Source organism: Acinetobacter sp. YH12126 (assembly GCF_013418745.1).
Classification (GTDB): Bacteria; Pseudomonadota; Gammaproteobacteria; order Pseudomonadales; family Moraxellaceae; genus Acinetobacter; species Acinetobacter amyesii.
This window is the reverse complement of record NZ_VPBM01000006.1, coordinates 77,078-91,873: the sequence shown is the minus strand read 5'-3', so window position 1 is coordinate 91,873 and position 14,796 is coordinate 77,078. Positions and strand designations below refer to the sequence as shown.

General features: G+C 38.6%; 12 protein-coding genes and 1 pseudogene. 5 read left to right on the top strand and 8 right to left on the bottom strand.

Translation table 11 applies throughout. The annotated features are described in order from the left end of the window. Positions 1-139 precede the first annotated feature (139 nt). Both FTU62_RS05215 and gcvH read left to right on the top strand, forming a co-directional pair. Complete coding sequence (locus tag FTU62_RS05215) at positions 140-1,168, top strand: AraC family transcriptional regulator (protein ID WP_180102050.1); 1,029 nt, start codon at positions 140-142, stop codon at positions 1,166-1,168. 72 nt (positions 1,169-1,240) lie between these two features. Further along, a complete protein-coding gene (gene gcvH, locus FTU62_RS05210; protein ID WP_180102049.1) occupies positions 1,241-1,615 on the top strand; it encodes a glycine cleavage system protein GcvH in 375 nt (124 codons plus the stop codon). Positions 1,616-1,712: 97 nt separating this feature from the next. On the opposite strand, the gene FTU62_RS05205 is transcribed toward gcvH, so the two are convergent. Together FTU62_RS05205 and FTU62_RS05200 are read right to left on the bottom strand one after the other, a co-directional pair. Continuing rightward, complete coding sequence (locus FTU62_RS05205) at positions 1,713-2,903, bottom strand: PilT/PilU family type 4a pilus ATPase (protein ID WP_180102048.1); 1,191 nt, start codon at positions 2,901-2,903, stop codon at positions 1,713-1,715. A 270-nt stretch (positions 2,904-3,173) separates the two neighbouring features. Further along, the gene (locus FTU62_RS05200) at positions 3,174-4,256 is read right to left on the bottom strand and encodes a 3-deoxy-7-phosphoheptulonate synthase (RefSeq protein WP_180102047.1); all 1,083 of its coding nucleotides are present in this window, start codon (positions 4,254-4,256) and stop codon (positions 3,174-3,176) included. 699 nt (positions 4,257-4,955) lie between these two features. On the opposite strand from FTU62_RS05200, the pseudogene FTU62_RS05195 reads away from it, so the two are divergent. Further along, a pseudogene (locus tag FTU62_RS05195) lies at positions 4,956-6,539 on the top strand (ATP-binding cassette domain-containing protein). A gap of 122 nt (positions 6,540-6,661) precedes the next feature. Here FTU62_RS05195 and FTU62_RS05190 read toward each other — a convergent pair. The 3 genes from FTU62_RS05190 to FTU62_RS05180 all read right to left on the bottom strand — a co-directional run bounded on the left by FTU62_RS05190 (position 6,662) and on the right by FTU62_RS05180 (position 10,262). Beyond that, complete coding sequence (locus FTU62_RS05190; RefSeq protein ID WP_180102046.1) at positions 6,662-7,831, bottom strand: acyl-CoA desaturase; 1,170 nt, start codon at positions 7,829-7,831, stop codon at positions 6,662-6,664. Between the two features lie 35 nt (positions 7,832-7,866). Further along, the gene (locus tag FTU62_RS05185) at positions 7,867-8,886 is read right to left on the bottom strand and encodes a flavin reductase family protein (protein ID WP_180102045.1); all 1,020 of its coding nucleotides are present in this window, start codon (positions 8,884-8,886) and stop codon (positions 7,867-7,869) included. A gap of 260 nt (positions 8,887-9,146) precedes the next feature. Then, positions 9,147-10,262: an S-(hydroxymethyl)glutathione dehydrogenase/class III alcohol dehydrogenase gene (locus FTU62_RS05180; RefSeq protein ID WP_078193885.1), complete on the bottom strand. Its 1,116-nt coding sequence runs from the start codon at positions 10,260-10,262 to the stop codon at positions 9,147-9,149. A 125-nt stretch (positions 10,263-10,387) separates the two neighbouring features. Here FTU62_RS05180 and FTU62_RS05175 point away from each other — a divergent pair, with 125 nt between their 5' ends. Beyond that, positions 10,388-11,944, top strand: a complete 1,557-nt coding sequence (locus FTU62_RS05175; protein WP_180102044.1) for a phospholipase D family protein — start codon at positions 10,388-10,390, stop codon at positions 11,942-11,944. Between the two features lie 71 nt (positions 11,945-12,015). On the opposite strand, the gene FTU62_RS05170 is transcribed toward FTU62_RS05175, so the two are convergent. Beyond that, complete coding sequence (locus FTU62_RS05170; protein WP_218948585.1) at positions 12,016-12,705, bottom strand: class I SAM-dependent methyltransferase; 690 nt, start codon at positions 12,703-12,705, stop codon at positions 12,016-12,018. 138 nt (positions 12,706-12,843) lie between these two features. Here FTU62_RS05170 and FTU62_RS05165 point away from each other — a divergent pair, with 138 nt between their 5' ends. After that, entirely contained in the window at positions 12,844-13,281 is a 438-nt protein-coding gene (locus FTU62_RS05165) for a hypothetical protein (protein WP_180035746.1), read from the top strand. A gap of 107 nt (positions 13,282-13,388) precedes the next feature. On the opposite strand, the gene FTU62_RS05160 is transcribed toward FTU62_RS05165, so the two are convergent. Together FTU62_RS05160 and FTU62_RS05155 are read right to left on the bottom strand one after the other, a co-directional pair. Then, a complete protein-coding gene (locus FTU62_RS05160; RefSeq protein WP_180102043.1) occupies positions 13,389-13,997 on the bottom strand; it encodes a uracil-DNA glycosylase family protein in 609 nt (202 codons plus the stop codon). A gap of 39 nt (positions 13,998-14,036) precedes the next feature. Then, a complete protein-coding gene (locus FTU62_RS05155; RefSeq protein WP_180102042.1) occupies positions 14,037-14,753 on the bottom strand; it encodes an SGNH/GDSL hydrolase family protein in 717 nt (238 codons plus the stop codon). Positions 14,754-14,796: the final 43 nt, after the last annotated feature.

Sequence of the window (14,796 nt, the reverse complement as noted above, 5' to 3'; positions counted from 1 at the left end):
CCTACTTTACAACGCTAAGGTAGGCCGCTATAAATAATTGAGCCTAGTCAGTTTGTCCAACAATTTTTGTGGGATACAACACAGAATCATGCCAATATAAGCTTGAACAGAAGAAAAAACCGCATTGCAACGGAACGCTATGAAAACAATTAATTCCCGTCAGGATCAGGGTATTCCCGGAGTATATGGATTGCTCCTATTAGATGTGGTCTCTCGATGGGGCTACACTGCAGAGACATTATTTAGTCCCTTCGGATTAAACAGCGAACAATTGGCTGAACCAGATTTCCGTATTCCAACACCCATCGCCAATCAATTGGTAGAGCACGCACTACGATTAACTGGTGAGCCAACTTTAGGTTTTCATTTGGGCAACCAAATGCGCATCTCAATTCATGGTTTTATTGGCTATGCCATCATGACGGCGAATGACATAACCGATGCCTTAGTCTTGGCAAACCGTTTTATTCAGTTACGCATGCCCTTTTTACAGCTTTTTTTCTCGACATTTGGAACCAAAGCGACTGTTCAACTACAAACCGACGTGACGATTGAGCCTTTACGTACTGAGATTTCAATTGCCTTAATTTTTGGCATGATCAGCATGGGCAAAGCAATTACCGGTGTGGATTATTCTGCGGGAGAAATTGATTTTGATTTCCCTCAACCTGAAGGTTTTGAGCGGTTTATTGCCAAATATCCACGACACCAATTTAGATTTGATCAGCCACATCTCTTACTTAGTTTTGATAAGCAATATTTAACCAATAAATTGGTCCATGCAGACCCGATTGCCAGTCAAATCGCGATTAATCAATGTGAAGCTGAACTTTCTGCTTTGGGCGAACGCCACCGTATTGCCATGCGCGTTCGTGACATTTTAACTAACTCTGAGCAGCACTATTTAAGTATTGAAAGTGTTGCTGAACGGCTACACATGTCCGATCGAACCCTTAAACGCCAACTTGCTGCCGAAGGGACTTCATTTTCAACATTGGTTGACGAAGTTCGCTACCGTCATGCTACTTCGCTTCTATCACGGACTGACTTTACCTTAGAGCAAATTGCTGATGAATTGGGCTATAGCGATGTCGCCAATTTTAGCCGTGCATTTAAACGCTGGAGTGGTCGTAGCCCAAGCAATTGGCGTAAAGATCCGTACTTATAAGTCTTTTGTTTTACGTAAAAAGCATGTATAACTCATGCCAAAAATGAATTTAATGGATTTAAGGAGTTATCAATGAATCATCCTTCAGATTTAAAGTACGCAAGTACACATGAATGGGTGCGAATTGAAGGTGACCTTGTTGTAACAGGCATTTCTGATCATGCACAAGACGCATTGGGTGATTTAGTTTATGTTGAAGCACCAGATGTTGGTCAACATATCACTGCTGGCGAACAAGCGGGTGTGGTTGAGTCGGTAAAAACCGCTTCTGATATTCATGCACTGGTTTCTGGTGTAGTCGTTGAAGTCAATCCGGACCTTGAAGATGATCCTGATTTTGTAAACGATGCGCCTTATAGCAAAGGCTGGATTTATAAAATTAAACCAGACAATATGGCTGATGTTGATAATTTATTGACCAGCGAACAATATGAAGCTGGCCTGTAAATATTTCTAATATCTAAAAAATCAGCCCTCAGGCTGATTTTTTTATTTCAATATGATAGCTGAATTGGCTTATATACCATTTGTATGAATATGCAGCTTATATTTCTTCCGAAGCTTCGGTACTTTCAGGTTCTTCTTTCTTTTCTTCAACCATACTAAAGGATTGCGCAGCCGCTGAAGTACCATTTGCACGTGAACTTTTCAGTTTAATTTGCAAACGTAATTCATTGGTTGAATCGGCATTTCTTAAGGCCTCTTCATAAGAAATTGCGCCGTCATTATATAAATCAAATAAAGCTTGGTCGAAAGTTTGCATCCCAAGTTCACGAGATTTAGCCATGATCGCTTTTAATTCATGAAACTCACCTTTCAAAATCAAATCTGAAATAAGCGGCGTGTTTAACATGATTTCAACGGCTGCACGGCGTCCTTTACCATCTTTAGTCCGGATTAAACGCTGCGAAACAATCGCTTTCATATTGCTCGATAAATCCATAAGCAATTGATTTCTTCGCTCCTCTGGGAAGAAGTTAATGATTCGATCTAGGGTTTGATTGGCGTTATTTGAATGTAGCGTACCTAAACATAAATGCCCAGTTTCAGCAAAGGCGATTGCATGTTCCATCGTCTCGGTGTCACGAATTTCACCGATTAAAATCACATCTGGCGCTTGTCGTAGTGTATTTTTTAAGGCGTTATGCCACGAATGACTATCTACACCAACTTCACGATGCGTAATCATGGATTTTTTATGCTTATGCACATATTCCACTGGGTCTTCAACAGTGATGATATGCCCTGCGCTGTTTTCATTTCGATAATCAATCAGCGCCGCTAAAGAGGTTGATTTTCCTGAACCTGTACCACCAACCACTAAAACCAAACCACGTTTTTCCATAATCACGTGCTTAAGCGAAGCCGGTAATTTAAGCTTTTCAAAATTTGGAATTTCTGCGCTAATGGTACGAATGACCATACCTACATGTAACTGTTGCTGAAATACATTGACACGAAAACGTGAAACGTTTGGCACACTAATCGCAAAGTTACATTCTAATTCTTTCTCAAATTCTTTGCGCTGCTTCTCATTCATCAAACTATAGGCGAAAAGCTTTGTTTTCTCAGCATCAAGCGCTTGCTGCCCAAAAGGTTTCATCATGCCTTGATGTTTAATACTTGGTGGAAAATCTGCCGTAATAAATAAATCAGAACCACCATATTCAACCACTTTTGTTAACATGTGGAACATAAAACGGCGTGCTTCTTCCAACAATTCAGCAGTGTACATCAACTTCCCCAATATAAAATTTCAAACACCCAAGCACAGATTGTCATTATTTCTGGCGCTGTATTGGGCTTAGACATTATTGTGCATAAAAAGTGTAACTCACTCAAACATAAAATACTGAATTATCAGTATATATTTTAGGAAATATGCCATTTTTCAATTTTTATATTGAAGTAAGCAACAAAGGATTTTTCAAAATAAAAGCCTTAGAACAATCAATGTTCTAAGGCTTTGGGCTAAATCAATTCAGACTGAGTATGCTCTGGATTGTTAAGCACTACGTTTGATTTGTGATGCACGAAGTTCATTCGCAACCTGTTGAATTAAATCAATGGTTTTGTCCCAACCTAAGCATCCATCTGTTACAGACTGACCATAAGTCATGTCACAACTAATTTTTTGATTACCATCCACTAAATGACTTTCTAACATCACACCACGCACTTGGGTATGCTCACGCTCCGCAACAATTGTGCGTAATACTTCAGGTTGCTTCATTGGATCTTTATGGCTATTACCATGACTACAATCGATCACTAAAGCTGGTAAATCGCCTTTTGCTTTACTGCGAATTTTGTCTATTTCAGCCAAACTATAATTTGGACCTGTATTAGAACCACGTAAAATCAAATGTGCTTGCGGGTTGCCAACGGATTCTAAAATACACGGTAAGCCGGCTTGACTCATACCTAAAAACTGGTGTGGATGCGAAGCAGATTGAATGGCATCTAAAGCAATTTGGATTGAGCCATCTGTTCCGTTTTTGAAACCAATACTGTATGGCATATGACTCGAGATTTCACGATGAATTTGTGATTCGCTGGTACGCGCACCGATTGCACCCCAAGCCAAAAGGTCATCAAAATAACCCGTCGCCATTGGGCTTAAAATTTCAGAGGCAATTGGCAAACCCATTTCAATAATTTGTAAGTACAGCTCACGTGATTTTTCTAAGCCCAACTGCATATTAGATGAACCATCTAAACTTGGGTCATACATATAGCCTTTCCAGCCCACTGTAGTACGTGGTTTCTCAATGTATGCGCGCATCACAAGAAAAATTTGATCTGAAACCTGTGCCTGTAATTGTTTTAATTTTTCAGCATATTCCAACGCAGCAATCGGATCATGGATTGAACATGGACCTGTAATAATCATTAGACGCGGGTCTTGACCCGTCAAAATATTTTGAATCGTTGCACGATGTGCAGCAATTTGTTCTGCAGCATGAACTGATAAAGGTAATTGTTGTTTCAGTTGATGTGGCAAGCTCAAAAGCGTTTCTTTTGGCCGTGTAGATTTCTGAATTTCTGAATTTTGAGTTTGTTGTAAAGCTGTATTTAGCGCATTCATTGGTTCTATTCCTTTGGACTGTACGTATAAACAGTCCGATCTTTTATCTGAGCGTTATGGGACTTTGGGACTTCAAGGCTTTAGACATAGACTGACTAAAGTAAAACCAATAACCGTTGCTAAAATATGAATTATTTACTGTAAACATGAGATTTCTCCAAAAATATTATAAAAATCAAGACATAAAAAAACCTGATCAGGGTTGCCGATCAGGTATAAACTTGGTGGGCAACCTTTTTCATGCCCGAACGCGTTCAGGCAATTATCTAAACTGCCAGAAGTAATAATATGCGTTTGAGATTAAAGGTTGCTTTAACATCTTGATTTCATCAAAAAGTATCTGTCTGAAAATTAAAATACGCTGTATTCATCGGTTTGACAATAGTTTTTTGCTATTTTGTTGTATTAAATAACTCTGCTGTCAATTATAGCGACCTATTTTTAAAATTTGATGTATTGATTAATAAATAAACATTTATTAGACTGCACAACATTAGGCTGTTTAAAGCTTTTTTCCATTTATTTTTAATTCGAGTATTTGCCAATGAAGTAAGCCCTGTTTTTTCATCATCAAATCCATTTTTTTGATGTGCAAACACATGGCTAATGACTTCGACTGCATTTTCTCAAATATTGTCTTTTTTATAGAATAAAATTAGTTATTTGTATTGCGCATCTTTGCTATCGCAAGGTGCATCTATGACTCAAACGGCTTGTACAATTTCCAAATTAAGCTTGGAATTTCCATCCAAAACACTTTTTAAAAACCTGAAATTTAACCTCAATCAACAATAACTTTCGGCATGTGTTGGTCGCAATGGTTTAGGAAAATCCTGCATCCTTAAAATCTTATATGAGCAAAATCTGAAAGATCTCCCCTATGAAGGTGAAATTTCATGGAATTTACCACATGCCTATTTATCACAATTTTCTCGACTAGAAGCTGACACGATTGCTTCTGCACTCGGTGTGGAAGACTTATATGACGCATTTCAACGTATCGAAATAGGCAGCACAAGTTTTGAAGATTTTGAGCTGACTGAAAACCAATGGCACCGTCCTGCACTATGGCAGCAACAACTTAAGCAGGCGTCACTTCCGACTGATTTAAATTTCCCTGTCGCTCAGCTAAGTGAGGGGCAAAAAACCAAATTGGCATTGTGTGCATTATTTTTAAAAACTGACCATTATTTACTTTTGGATGAACCTAGTAACCATTTAGATGCATCCTCACGCTTATGGCTCATCGATCGTTTAAAAAACCATCCTGCGGGTGCATTCGTCGTCAGTCATGATCGAGAATTGCTGCAACATGTAGAGCATATCTATGCTTTAAATGAGTTTGGACTCAGGCATGTTACTGGCAACTATGAAGACTACGTTCAACAAAATGATTTGCAAAATAAAGCCTTACAGCGTAATGCTTTACAGCAGCAGCGTGAGTTAAAACAACTCAAATCACAGCAACACGAAACACAGCTGAAAGCGCAAAAACGAGAACAACAAGGTCATACACTACGCAAGTCGGGCTCCCAAGCTAAAGTATTACTCGATTTTAAAAAGGAACAAGCCAGTCAAAGCCTCGCGACAGTTCAAATGCAACAGCAGAAGCAATTGGAAGAAAAGAAATCTCAACTGATTCAGTCACAGCAACAACTTGAGCATGTCAAAGAGCAGCAATTCGTTTTTCAACATCACGCTGAAAAAACAGGAGAAATCTTAAGAGTTAAACATTTTCATCGCAAAACATCTCAGCACCAGCCTTTCGACTTGGCCTTACAGGCAGGTGAAAAAATTCATTTAAAAGGAAAAAATGGTATTGGTAAATCTACATTTCTAAAGTATTTGAGTCAGACCACATCACAGTCTAGCCATGAAACGTTTTTGTCTGTGCATACCCTGTATTTAGATCAAAACTTGAGTAATTTATCACCAGAACTGAGTGTTTTGGACAATTTGGCAAAGTTTAATCCTGAGGTTTCGTCAACGGAATGGCGTAATCAACTCGGTCAACTTAGAATCCGTGGTCAAAAAGCGGAACTGCCATTTCACTGTTTAAGTGGTGGTGAGCGTTTAAAAGTGACCTTGTTGGGCTTAAATTATTTAACACCGAATATTGAGCTTTTATTGTTAGATGAACCTGAAAATCACTTAGATATAGAGTCTAGAATGTTATTGGCTCAAGCCATTCAGCATTATACAGGTGCGGTGATCCTCGTTTCACATGATGCATATTTTGTAGAATCTTGTGGCATTCAGAATAGCGTGCAATTAGTTGAATAACTCTCGCTCGCTAGATATATCTAAAAAAGCCAAAGTAGATGAACGCTACTTTGGCGAATTTAATGCTTTAGAAATCATCCATTGGAAGCATTAAGGGCAATATTGCTAAACAATACTGTATTTTAACACCCGATTTTCTTCATGATTTTTTGTTTAAGGCGCTGCTGAAGTGAAGCTGAACGTTCCTTAAGCTCGGCACGCCAGTCATTTGGCACTGAACATTTCGCGAGTCGAACCCAAACGCTGGCAAACTGTTTGATAAAACTGGCTTCGTTGTAGTGAATACCATATTCCTCACAGAGTGCTTTAATTTTAGGTGCGGCTTCTGCATAGCGGTTTGCAGGCATATCTGGGAATAAATGGTGTTCAATTTGGTGACTCAAATTACCACTGAGTATATGCAACCATTGTGTTCCACTAAAATTACTTGAGCCACGAATTTGACGGAGATACCACTCTGCTCGAGTTTCATTTTCGGTATTATCCATCTCAAAGTTTTCCGCATCTTCTGTAAAATGGCCATTAAATATGACAGCGGAAGCCCATAAGCTACGAATCACGTTGGCTACAGCATTTCCTGCAAATACCGGAATGGCATTGGGACCTGCAATAAGCGGGAAAAACACATAATCTTTAATCACTTGGCGCTTAATTTTCTGACGTACATCGGCCGCTTCATGCCATACATCTTTCCAAGTTTTGGTTTTATACGCAATAACATCTTCTAAATGTAAACGTTGAATGCCGACATACCACTCAAAGAAAACCATGAGTTGGGCTGCCAGTGGAATATTGAAAAGAAAACGTGGCTCCCACTTTTGCGATTCACTCACACGAATTAAACCATAACCGACATCATGGTCCATCCCCACAATATTGGTATATGTATGATGCACATAGTTATGGGTATATTTCCAGTCTTGACCCGTGGCAATGGTATCCCAATCATAATTAGCACCATTTAAACTCGGGTCATTTAACCAATCAAACTGACCATGCATCACATTATGACCGAGTTCCATGTTCTCTACGATTTTAGAAATACCCAATAAACCCGTACCGAGTAACCATACTGGTGGAATCCAACCTGCAAACATCAACATGCCACGAGATGCGATCTCGCTATAACGGACAAAATTACGAATTTTATAAATATACGCTGCATCTTTTTCACCTACACTCTGCATGATTTCACGTCGTATTTGCTCGACTTTTTCGCCAAATTCAGCAGTTTGTTCTGGAGATAAATAACGTGACTTACTATTCGGACGAATATATATCGATTGATTCATGTTGACGCCCCTGATTTATTTTTATACGGCTTAGATTAGAGTTGAATACGTACAGGTGAAATTGCCTGAGAGACACATAACTTGATTTGCGTGTTATTCGCATGATCGATTTCGCCAGTAAGTAAGTTTTTCACTGAACCCTGCAATTTCGTACACGAACAAGTATTACAAATACCCATCCGACAACCATGCGCAGGTTTTAAACCGGCTTTTTCAGCACTTTCAAGTAAGTTACCTTCTGCTAAAAAATCTTGTTGGGCTAAACTAAAAGTGACAGGTTGAGCAGGCACTGAATCATCAGCAATCATCTGAAAATATTCTGTATTTAAATAATCTGAAAGCTTGAACTCACGATACAGTTGCTCAATGCTTTGCATCATTGGCGCTGCACCACAGGCATAGCAATCTCGCTGCTTAAAATCGGGCACCATGTGATTTAGCATCTCTGGTGAGATATGCAATTTGGTTTTCAGCGTATTAATCGCATGTAAATGTGCATGGTTAGATTGCTTCGCTAGTTGAATCAATTCATCCAAATAAGCATCATCTCGATTGAAATAAATCAGTTCAACCGTACGCCCAAGCTGAATCGCTTGTTTAAACAAAGCCATGATTGAGGTAATACCACTACCTGAAGCAAGCAGTAAAATTGGTCGATCCGAATTTAGCTTTAGGCCAAACTCACCTTGCGGTTGCGATAATTCAACAACATCACCTGTTTTTAATTGAGTTAAGCAGTTGGAAACTTTGCCTTGTTGTTTGACGGCAATCACCACGTGACGAGATGTATTTATTTCGACGATGCTATAGCTACGTTGATGACGTACACCATCTTTGACCACTGTCACTAGAATACATTGGCCTGGTCGATAGTTTGCTGCTTTAAAGTTGTGATTCGCTAAAAAACTCAGTTCATAAAACCCGATCCCCACACAACGTGATTTGACCAATTGTGCTTTTACACGTTTGTAGGCCCAAATTGCATCAAATTTTTCTGCAATAAAATCAATAAAATCTTCCCGAATCCACTCAGGCTTGTAACTTGTAGTTGTCATTTTTTGCCTCGGATAATGCATTAATATACATTTGTTTTTAAATTATGCTTACCTTATGTTTAGTGCTAATTTCCCACCATGTGAATTCGGGACAAAATCTATCATTTGGCATTTTTTATCATTTTATGTCTAACAATCTGTCACTTTTTGCAAATCCTAATTTGAAGTTTTGATTTGTTATAACGACACAAATAAAAAAACTAGGCAAAAGCCTAGTTTTTAAATAGTGAAAATTAACGCATTAATATTTAAATCAATGTTTAGTCTTCAAAATGTACAACGGAGCGAATTGATTTACCTTCATGCATTAAATCAAAGGCTTCATTGATTTTATCCAGCCCCATAGTATGGGTCACGAATGGTTCAAGTTTGATCTCGCCTGACATGGCTTCTTCTACCATACCCGGTAATTGTGAACGACCTTTAACACCACCAAAAGCAGTGCCTTTCCAAGTACGGCCAGTAACCAATTGGAATGGACGGGTTGAAATTTCTTGACCTGCACCTGCCACACCAATAATCACAGATTGACCCCAACCACGGTGAGCACATTCCAAAGCAGAGCGCATCACATTGGTATTGCCAATACATTCAAATGAATGGTCGACACCCCAGCCGGTCATTTCTACAATCACTTCCTGTACAGGACGATCATAATCTTTTGGATTAACAAAATCCGTCGCGCCAAATTCTTCAGCCAGTTTGAATTTATCAGGATTGGTATCTACGGCAATGATACGACCTGCTTTGGCTTTTTTAGCACCTTGTACCACAGCCAAACCAATACCACCTAAACCAAAGACTGCAACTGAATCACCTTCCTGAACTTTAGCGGTATTTTTAACTGCACCAAGGCCTGTTGTTACGCCGCAACCCAACAAACATACATGTTCGTGGTTCGCTTCAGGGTTAATTTTTGCCAAAGAAACTTCTGCAACCACAGTATATTCAGAGAATGTTGAACAGCCCATATAGTGATAAATCGGCTGACCATTATAAGAAAAACGTGTTGTGCCATCCGGCATTAAACCTTTCCCTTGTGTTGCTCGTACCGATACACAAAGATTTGTTTTACCCGATTTACAGAATAAACATTCACCACATTCTGCAGTATAAAGTGGAATAACATGATCACCTGGTTGCACTGAAGTCACACCTTCACCGACTTCAACCACAACACCTGCACCTTCATGCCCTAAAATTGCTGGAAATACGCCTTCAGGATCATCACCCGACAATGTAAATGCATCTGTATGACACACACCTGTATGGCTAATTTTGACTAAAACCTCACCTGCTTTAGGTGGTGCCACATCAATTTCAACAATTTCTAAAGGCTGACCCGGTCCAAAAGCAACGGCTGCACGTGATTTCATGTCTAAAAACATCCTGTATGGCTTATATTAACAGATGAGTTACAGTAACCTCTTTTTAAGCCTAGATACAACCTTAAAACATGATGTTATGATGAATTTTTCAAGGAATGATTAATGCTATTCGAATGATACAATTACGTGAAATAAGTTGTACTGTCGGTTTAACTGTTTCCATCAGCCTATTAACTGGATGCAGCTTACCTAGCAATCAGTCAAAAAAAGATGTCCCTATACAATCACATGCAGAAAAATGGATTACGTCTGCTACGGATTTAGAAAAATTAGAACAAAAACAAACGGCTTATTTAGCATTAGATGATGCCTTCTTAAGCATTGCTTCTCGCCTACATTTGATTCGAAATGCAAAATACACCATCGATTTGCAATATTACATTTGGGAAAATGATGCTATTGGGCATCTGATGTTTCAAGAATTACTGCATGCCGCTGACCGTGGAGTAAAAGTAAGGTTATTAATTGATGATCAAAACGGGACAAAACTCGATCCGACCTTACAAAGCCTTTCAGCTCATCCTAACATTTCAATCAAACTATTTAATCCCTATAAATTCAGAAAATTACGTGTCATTGATTATGCATTTCGCTTAAAGCACATTAACCATCGTATGCATAATAAATTAATTATTGCCGATGGTTTTATGGGCGTAACTGGCGGTCGTAACATCAGTAATGAATATTTTGATGCCAGTGAAAGTTTTCAATTTACAGATTTGGATATCCTTTTCTATGGGGAAGCCATTCAACAAGCCAATCAAGTGTTTTTGAACTTTTGGAATGATGATTTAAGTTATTCTGTTCAGCAATGGATTGGTGCAGGTACAAAAGAAGACTTAAATCAATTAAGACAAACGTACCAAGAAAACTCTACAACGTTGACTAAAGATCAACAGCGCATTAACTATGCACAGCAACAACTGGCGGCTCAGCTTAAACTAAGACCGGTGAATTGGGCTGAAGCTCATTTTATTGCGGATAGTCCGAATAAAATACGTGGTGAAGCCAAAGAACAAGAATTGATTTATAACCAATTTTCGACCTTGATGGGACAGCCAAAAGAACGTATAGAATTGGTTTCAGCTTATTTTGTTCCCACGCAACAAGGAACTGACTTTCTAACGGGTCTTGCAGGTAAAAATGTAGAAGTCCGTGTGTTAACCAATTCATTTTTAGCCAATGACGTCGCTGTCGTTCATGCGTTTTATCAGAAATATCGCAAAGACTTACTCGAAAATGGCGTGAAACTATATGAATTTAAACCTTATATAGAGCGTTCAAAACGCACATGGTATGAGGTCATAACTGGAAATATCATCCCCGCAAAAGGCAAAAATGCCTCTAGTTTGCATGCAAAATTTTTCGATATCGACGGAATGGTGTTTATTGGATCATTTAACTTTGATCCACGTTCCGCAAATTTAAATTCGGAAGTTGGCCTTGTCGTTAAGTCTGATCGATTACAAAACGATATTTCTGCCGCATTAAACCAATATTTACCGCAAATTGCGTATGAATTAAAACTGGATGAAAACGGCGAAATCATTTGGTTAGAGCATCAAAAAAATGGAAAAACCAAAACCTATACCCATGAACCTGAAACAACTCGATTCCAACGATTTAGTATAAAAGCAGTGTCATACCTCCCGATTGAATGGATGATGTAATGACAACGTACTGCTAAATGATTGAATTGCCCTCGTCGAGGCTATTTATTGAAATAATCTGATAAGTTCGATCAAGTCAAAAACGGTCTTAGTCTGTCTCGTTCATATGAGTGCTGGCTTTTGAAAAGAACCAAACCATTGACTTCACCCAGACATTCCACTTGGCCATAATTGGCTGCTTTCAGCGCGGCTAAATGTTCCTCAACTGACATATACAACTCATGATTTTGCTGTGCATGTGGTGCATATAAATGATCACATACAAAATACACGCCTTGTGTGTTTAACAACGTTTTTACAGTCCGATGAAACTCTGCTGCATACGCCTTATGCCTCAATTCATGTAAGGCCTGATGAATAATAATCACATCAAAGGTGCTGTTTTGATTGAAGTGAAGTGATTCTTCCCAAGCAGATTGTTTGAAATCCCCTGTTATAAAATTACATTTTAAGCGTTGCGCTGCACTTAGTTTTCCTTTTGCCAAGTCATGCATAGCTTCGGAAAAATCAAATGCTGTGTAATCTATATTTGGACAATGATTGATTAAAAACTCTGCCAAATAGCCTGGGCCTGAACCGAGTTCAAGCACGTGCGCATTCGGGTTTAAAGCCAAAATAGAGTCGACATACATTTGAAAGATGTCATAACGCCACGGTCGTTTAAGATTCACTTCAGCGGCCCATTGTTTAGCTTCGATTGGATCTTTTAAGTCTATGGGGCTGTGCACATCATTTATGTGAATATTATTTTCGCAATTCATTTATCTTAGACTTAATTTAGATAGATTGAATGCTATTTATACATAAAATATCTCAATAAAAGCAAAGGTTTTACTCACACTTGATGATGCTTTAACATCCACCGCTTATTTTGTTTTATCTCCCCCTAAAGTTTTCTAATGCAATTTTTTGATTTAAGCCGCCAATTTAATTTAAGTGATATTTTAACGCCTTTTACGACACTTCCTGAACTTGGTCATCAAGAATGGTTTTTGTCGAAAGTTCGGGTTGAGCATGACTGCTTATCTGACAATGACATAATTGAAGGCCAAGCTGTACTTAAATCTAATCACAATATTCAAATTGAGTTGGAATGGTTAATTCAAGATACAGGTCATGAATTACAGCTTTTATTTAAAGGCATTGAAACTGCAGCTAGCGAAGAAACTTTGGTGATCGTGAAAGGCGCGCAAATTGTAGATGATGCAAACAAAAAAGTTTCATCCCAGACTCTGAGTTTATGGATCGATGGCACTTTACTGCCTATGCTGCCTCATATTCGCAAAGAAATTAAAGCGCGTTTAAACCTTTGGGATTATGTTGAATATGATGGCTAAGGAATTGGTGTTTATCCATTATTAAGATGCCACCTTTTAATCATTGAATGTTTGCCTGTTTAAATGAGACATAAATTTCAAGGTATCTCACAATAACGTAAACTTCCCTAAAGTAAGCCTATATCTTTAAATAAGCTTTGATAGGCTTCAGCTTTTTTTTCCAGTGCTAGTGGATAAGCTCTAGATGATGATGGCATACGGTATAAAGTCAAATCTCTGCCTGCAAATTCGGTATGAACAGCATGCCCAATGTGTGGTTTTTCCGTATTTTCTGGCATAGAGAGCATTAAAGTATCAGTCGCTTTGTCTCCTGTCGTCATAATACTATGGCAATTAGGCATCTGCCTAAGAAGCTTCGCAATATCGGTTTGCTGATGGAGCTGTAAAAACTTGTCTGATGCATTGCCTTTCAAACGAATCACTTGATAGGCCGTATCAAAAATGCCTATGCCTTTTTGATTTAAAAAATCTCGAATGCGCTGTTCTTTAAAAGTCTTGCTATCTACATTGAGAAAATAATTTTTATCCTGAAAAAAACATAGGCCAAAGATTTTCCACATGTCATTTTGGAAATTTGGATAATAAAAATCCATCTTCCAGCGTGTTTTGGGTGGAGGAAAACTCCCTAGCATCAAGAGTTTCCCATTTGATGGCAAAAATGGCGCTAAAGGATGCGTTTCGATTTGCGGATTCACGTCTGAAATATCTTTACTCATATAGATGTAACTTCACCAAGTGATTGAATCATATATTATCTATGAAAATTGTTCAGTGATATGTTTCGCTATTTTTTCAGCCCATAACTGATAAATTTCTTTACTCGGGTGAAAGCCGTCTTTGGCCATTTTTAATTTTTTTTCACGATACTCGTGTAAATCGTATTGAATTAATCTCATATTCGCTTGAGTATTAACATAATTTTTTAAAAGCGCATTCATCTTTTGCGAATATTGTCCAAACAACCATGACAATGGAAACGGTAAAGCTGGAAACGCATCCATTGGTGGCACACCTGAAATGATCAATAGCTGTGGATGAAACCTTTCCTCGACAGCTTGATATAAACGCTGCTGGAGCTTCAACCATTGGTCTGGCTGTTTTAAAGCTGTGACATCATTGACACCAACAGAGCTGATCACGACATCAAAGTTCTGCATAGTGACATTGTCCAAAGCATTGATGATTTGCTGGCTGTTATGCCCCGTTGTGGCTTCAAGACAAAAGTGAACTTGATAATCAGGCGATAAAATTTTAAGCAATTGTCCCAATAACGCATCCGACTGATGCTCGACGCCGACACCTGCTGCCGCTGAGTCACCAAGGATCAATACCGATAATGGCCGATTACCCTGACCAATCATTCCACAGCGCTCTCCCACCGGTTCTGCTAAACGTGGGGTATTTTTTTTTACACGGTAACCTTGGATCAGTAATGCAGGTAACAGCAGCAGTGTTGATACTTTGAGTAGCATAATATTTAGCAATGATTGAGAGCTTGTCGTCTTCATTATTTTA

Bases quoted from the DNA above. Each gene is read 5' to 3' on its own strand.
- FTU62_RS05215 (WP_180102050.1), top strand. From the start codon at position 140: ATGAAAACAATTAATTCCCGTCAGGATCAGGGTATTCCCGGAGTATAT.
- gcvH (WP_180102049.1), top strand. From the start codon at position 1,241: ATGAATCATCCTTCAGATTTAAAGTACGCAAGTACACATGAATGGGTG.
- FTU62_RS05205 (WP_180102048.1), bottom strand. From the start codon at position 2,903: ATGTACACTGCTGAATTGTTGGAAGAAGCACGCCGTTTTATGTTCCAC.
- FTU62_RS05200 (WP_180102047.1), bottom strand. From the start codon at position 4,256: ATGAATGCGCTAAATACAGCTTTACAACAAACTCAAAATTCAGAAATT.
- FTU62_RS05190 (WP_180102046.1), bottom strand. From the start codon at position 7,831: ATGAATCAATCGATATATATTCGTCCGAATAGTAAGTCACGTTATTTA.
- FTU62_RS05185 (WP_180102045.1), bottom strand. From the start codon at position 8,886: ATGACAACTACAAGTTACAAGCCTGAGTGGATTCGGGAAGATTTTATT.
- FTU62_RS05180 (WP_078193885.1), bottom strand. From the start codon at position 10,262: ATGAAATCACGTGCAGCCGTTGCTTTTGGACCGGGTCAGCCTTTAGAA.
- FTU62_RS05175 (WP_180102044.1), top strand. From the start codon at position 10,388: ATGATACAATTACGTGAAATAAGTTGTACTGTCGGTTTAACTGTTTCC.
- FTU62_RS05170 (WP_218948585.1), bottom strand. From the start codon at position 12,705: ATGAATTGCGAAAATAATATTCACATAAATGATGTGCACAGCCCCATA.
- FTU62_RS05165 (WP_180035746.1), top strand. From the start codon at position 12,844: ATGCAATTTTTTGATTTAAGCCGCCAATTTAATTTAAGTGATATTTTA.
- FTU62_RS05160 (WP_180102043.1), bottom strand. From the start codon at position 13,997: ATGAGTAAAGATATTTCAGACGTGAATCCGCAAATCGAAACGCATCCT.
- FTU62_RS05155 (WP_180102042.1), bottom strand. From the start codon at position 14,753: ATGCTACTCAAAGTATCAACACTGCTGCTGTTACCTGCATTACTGATC.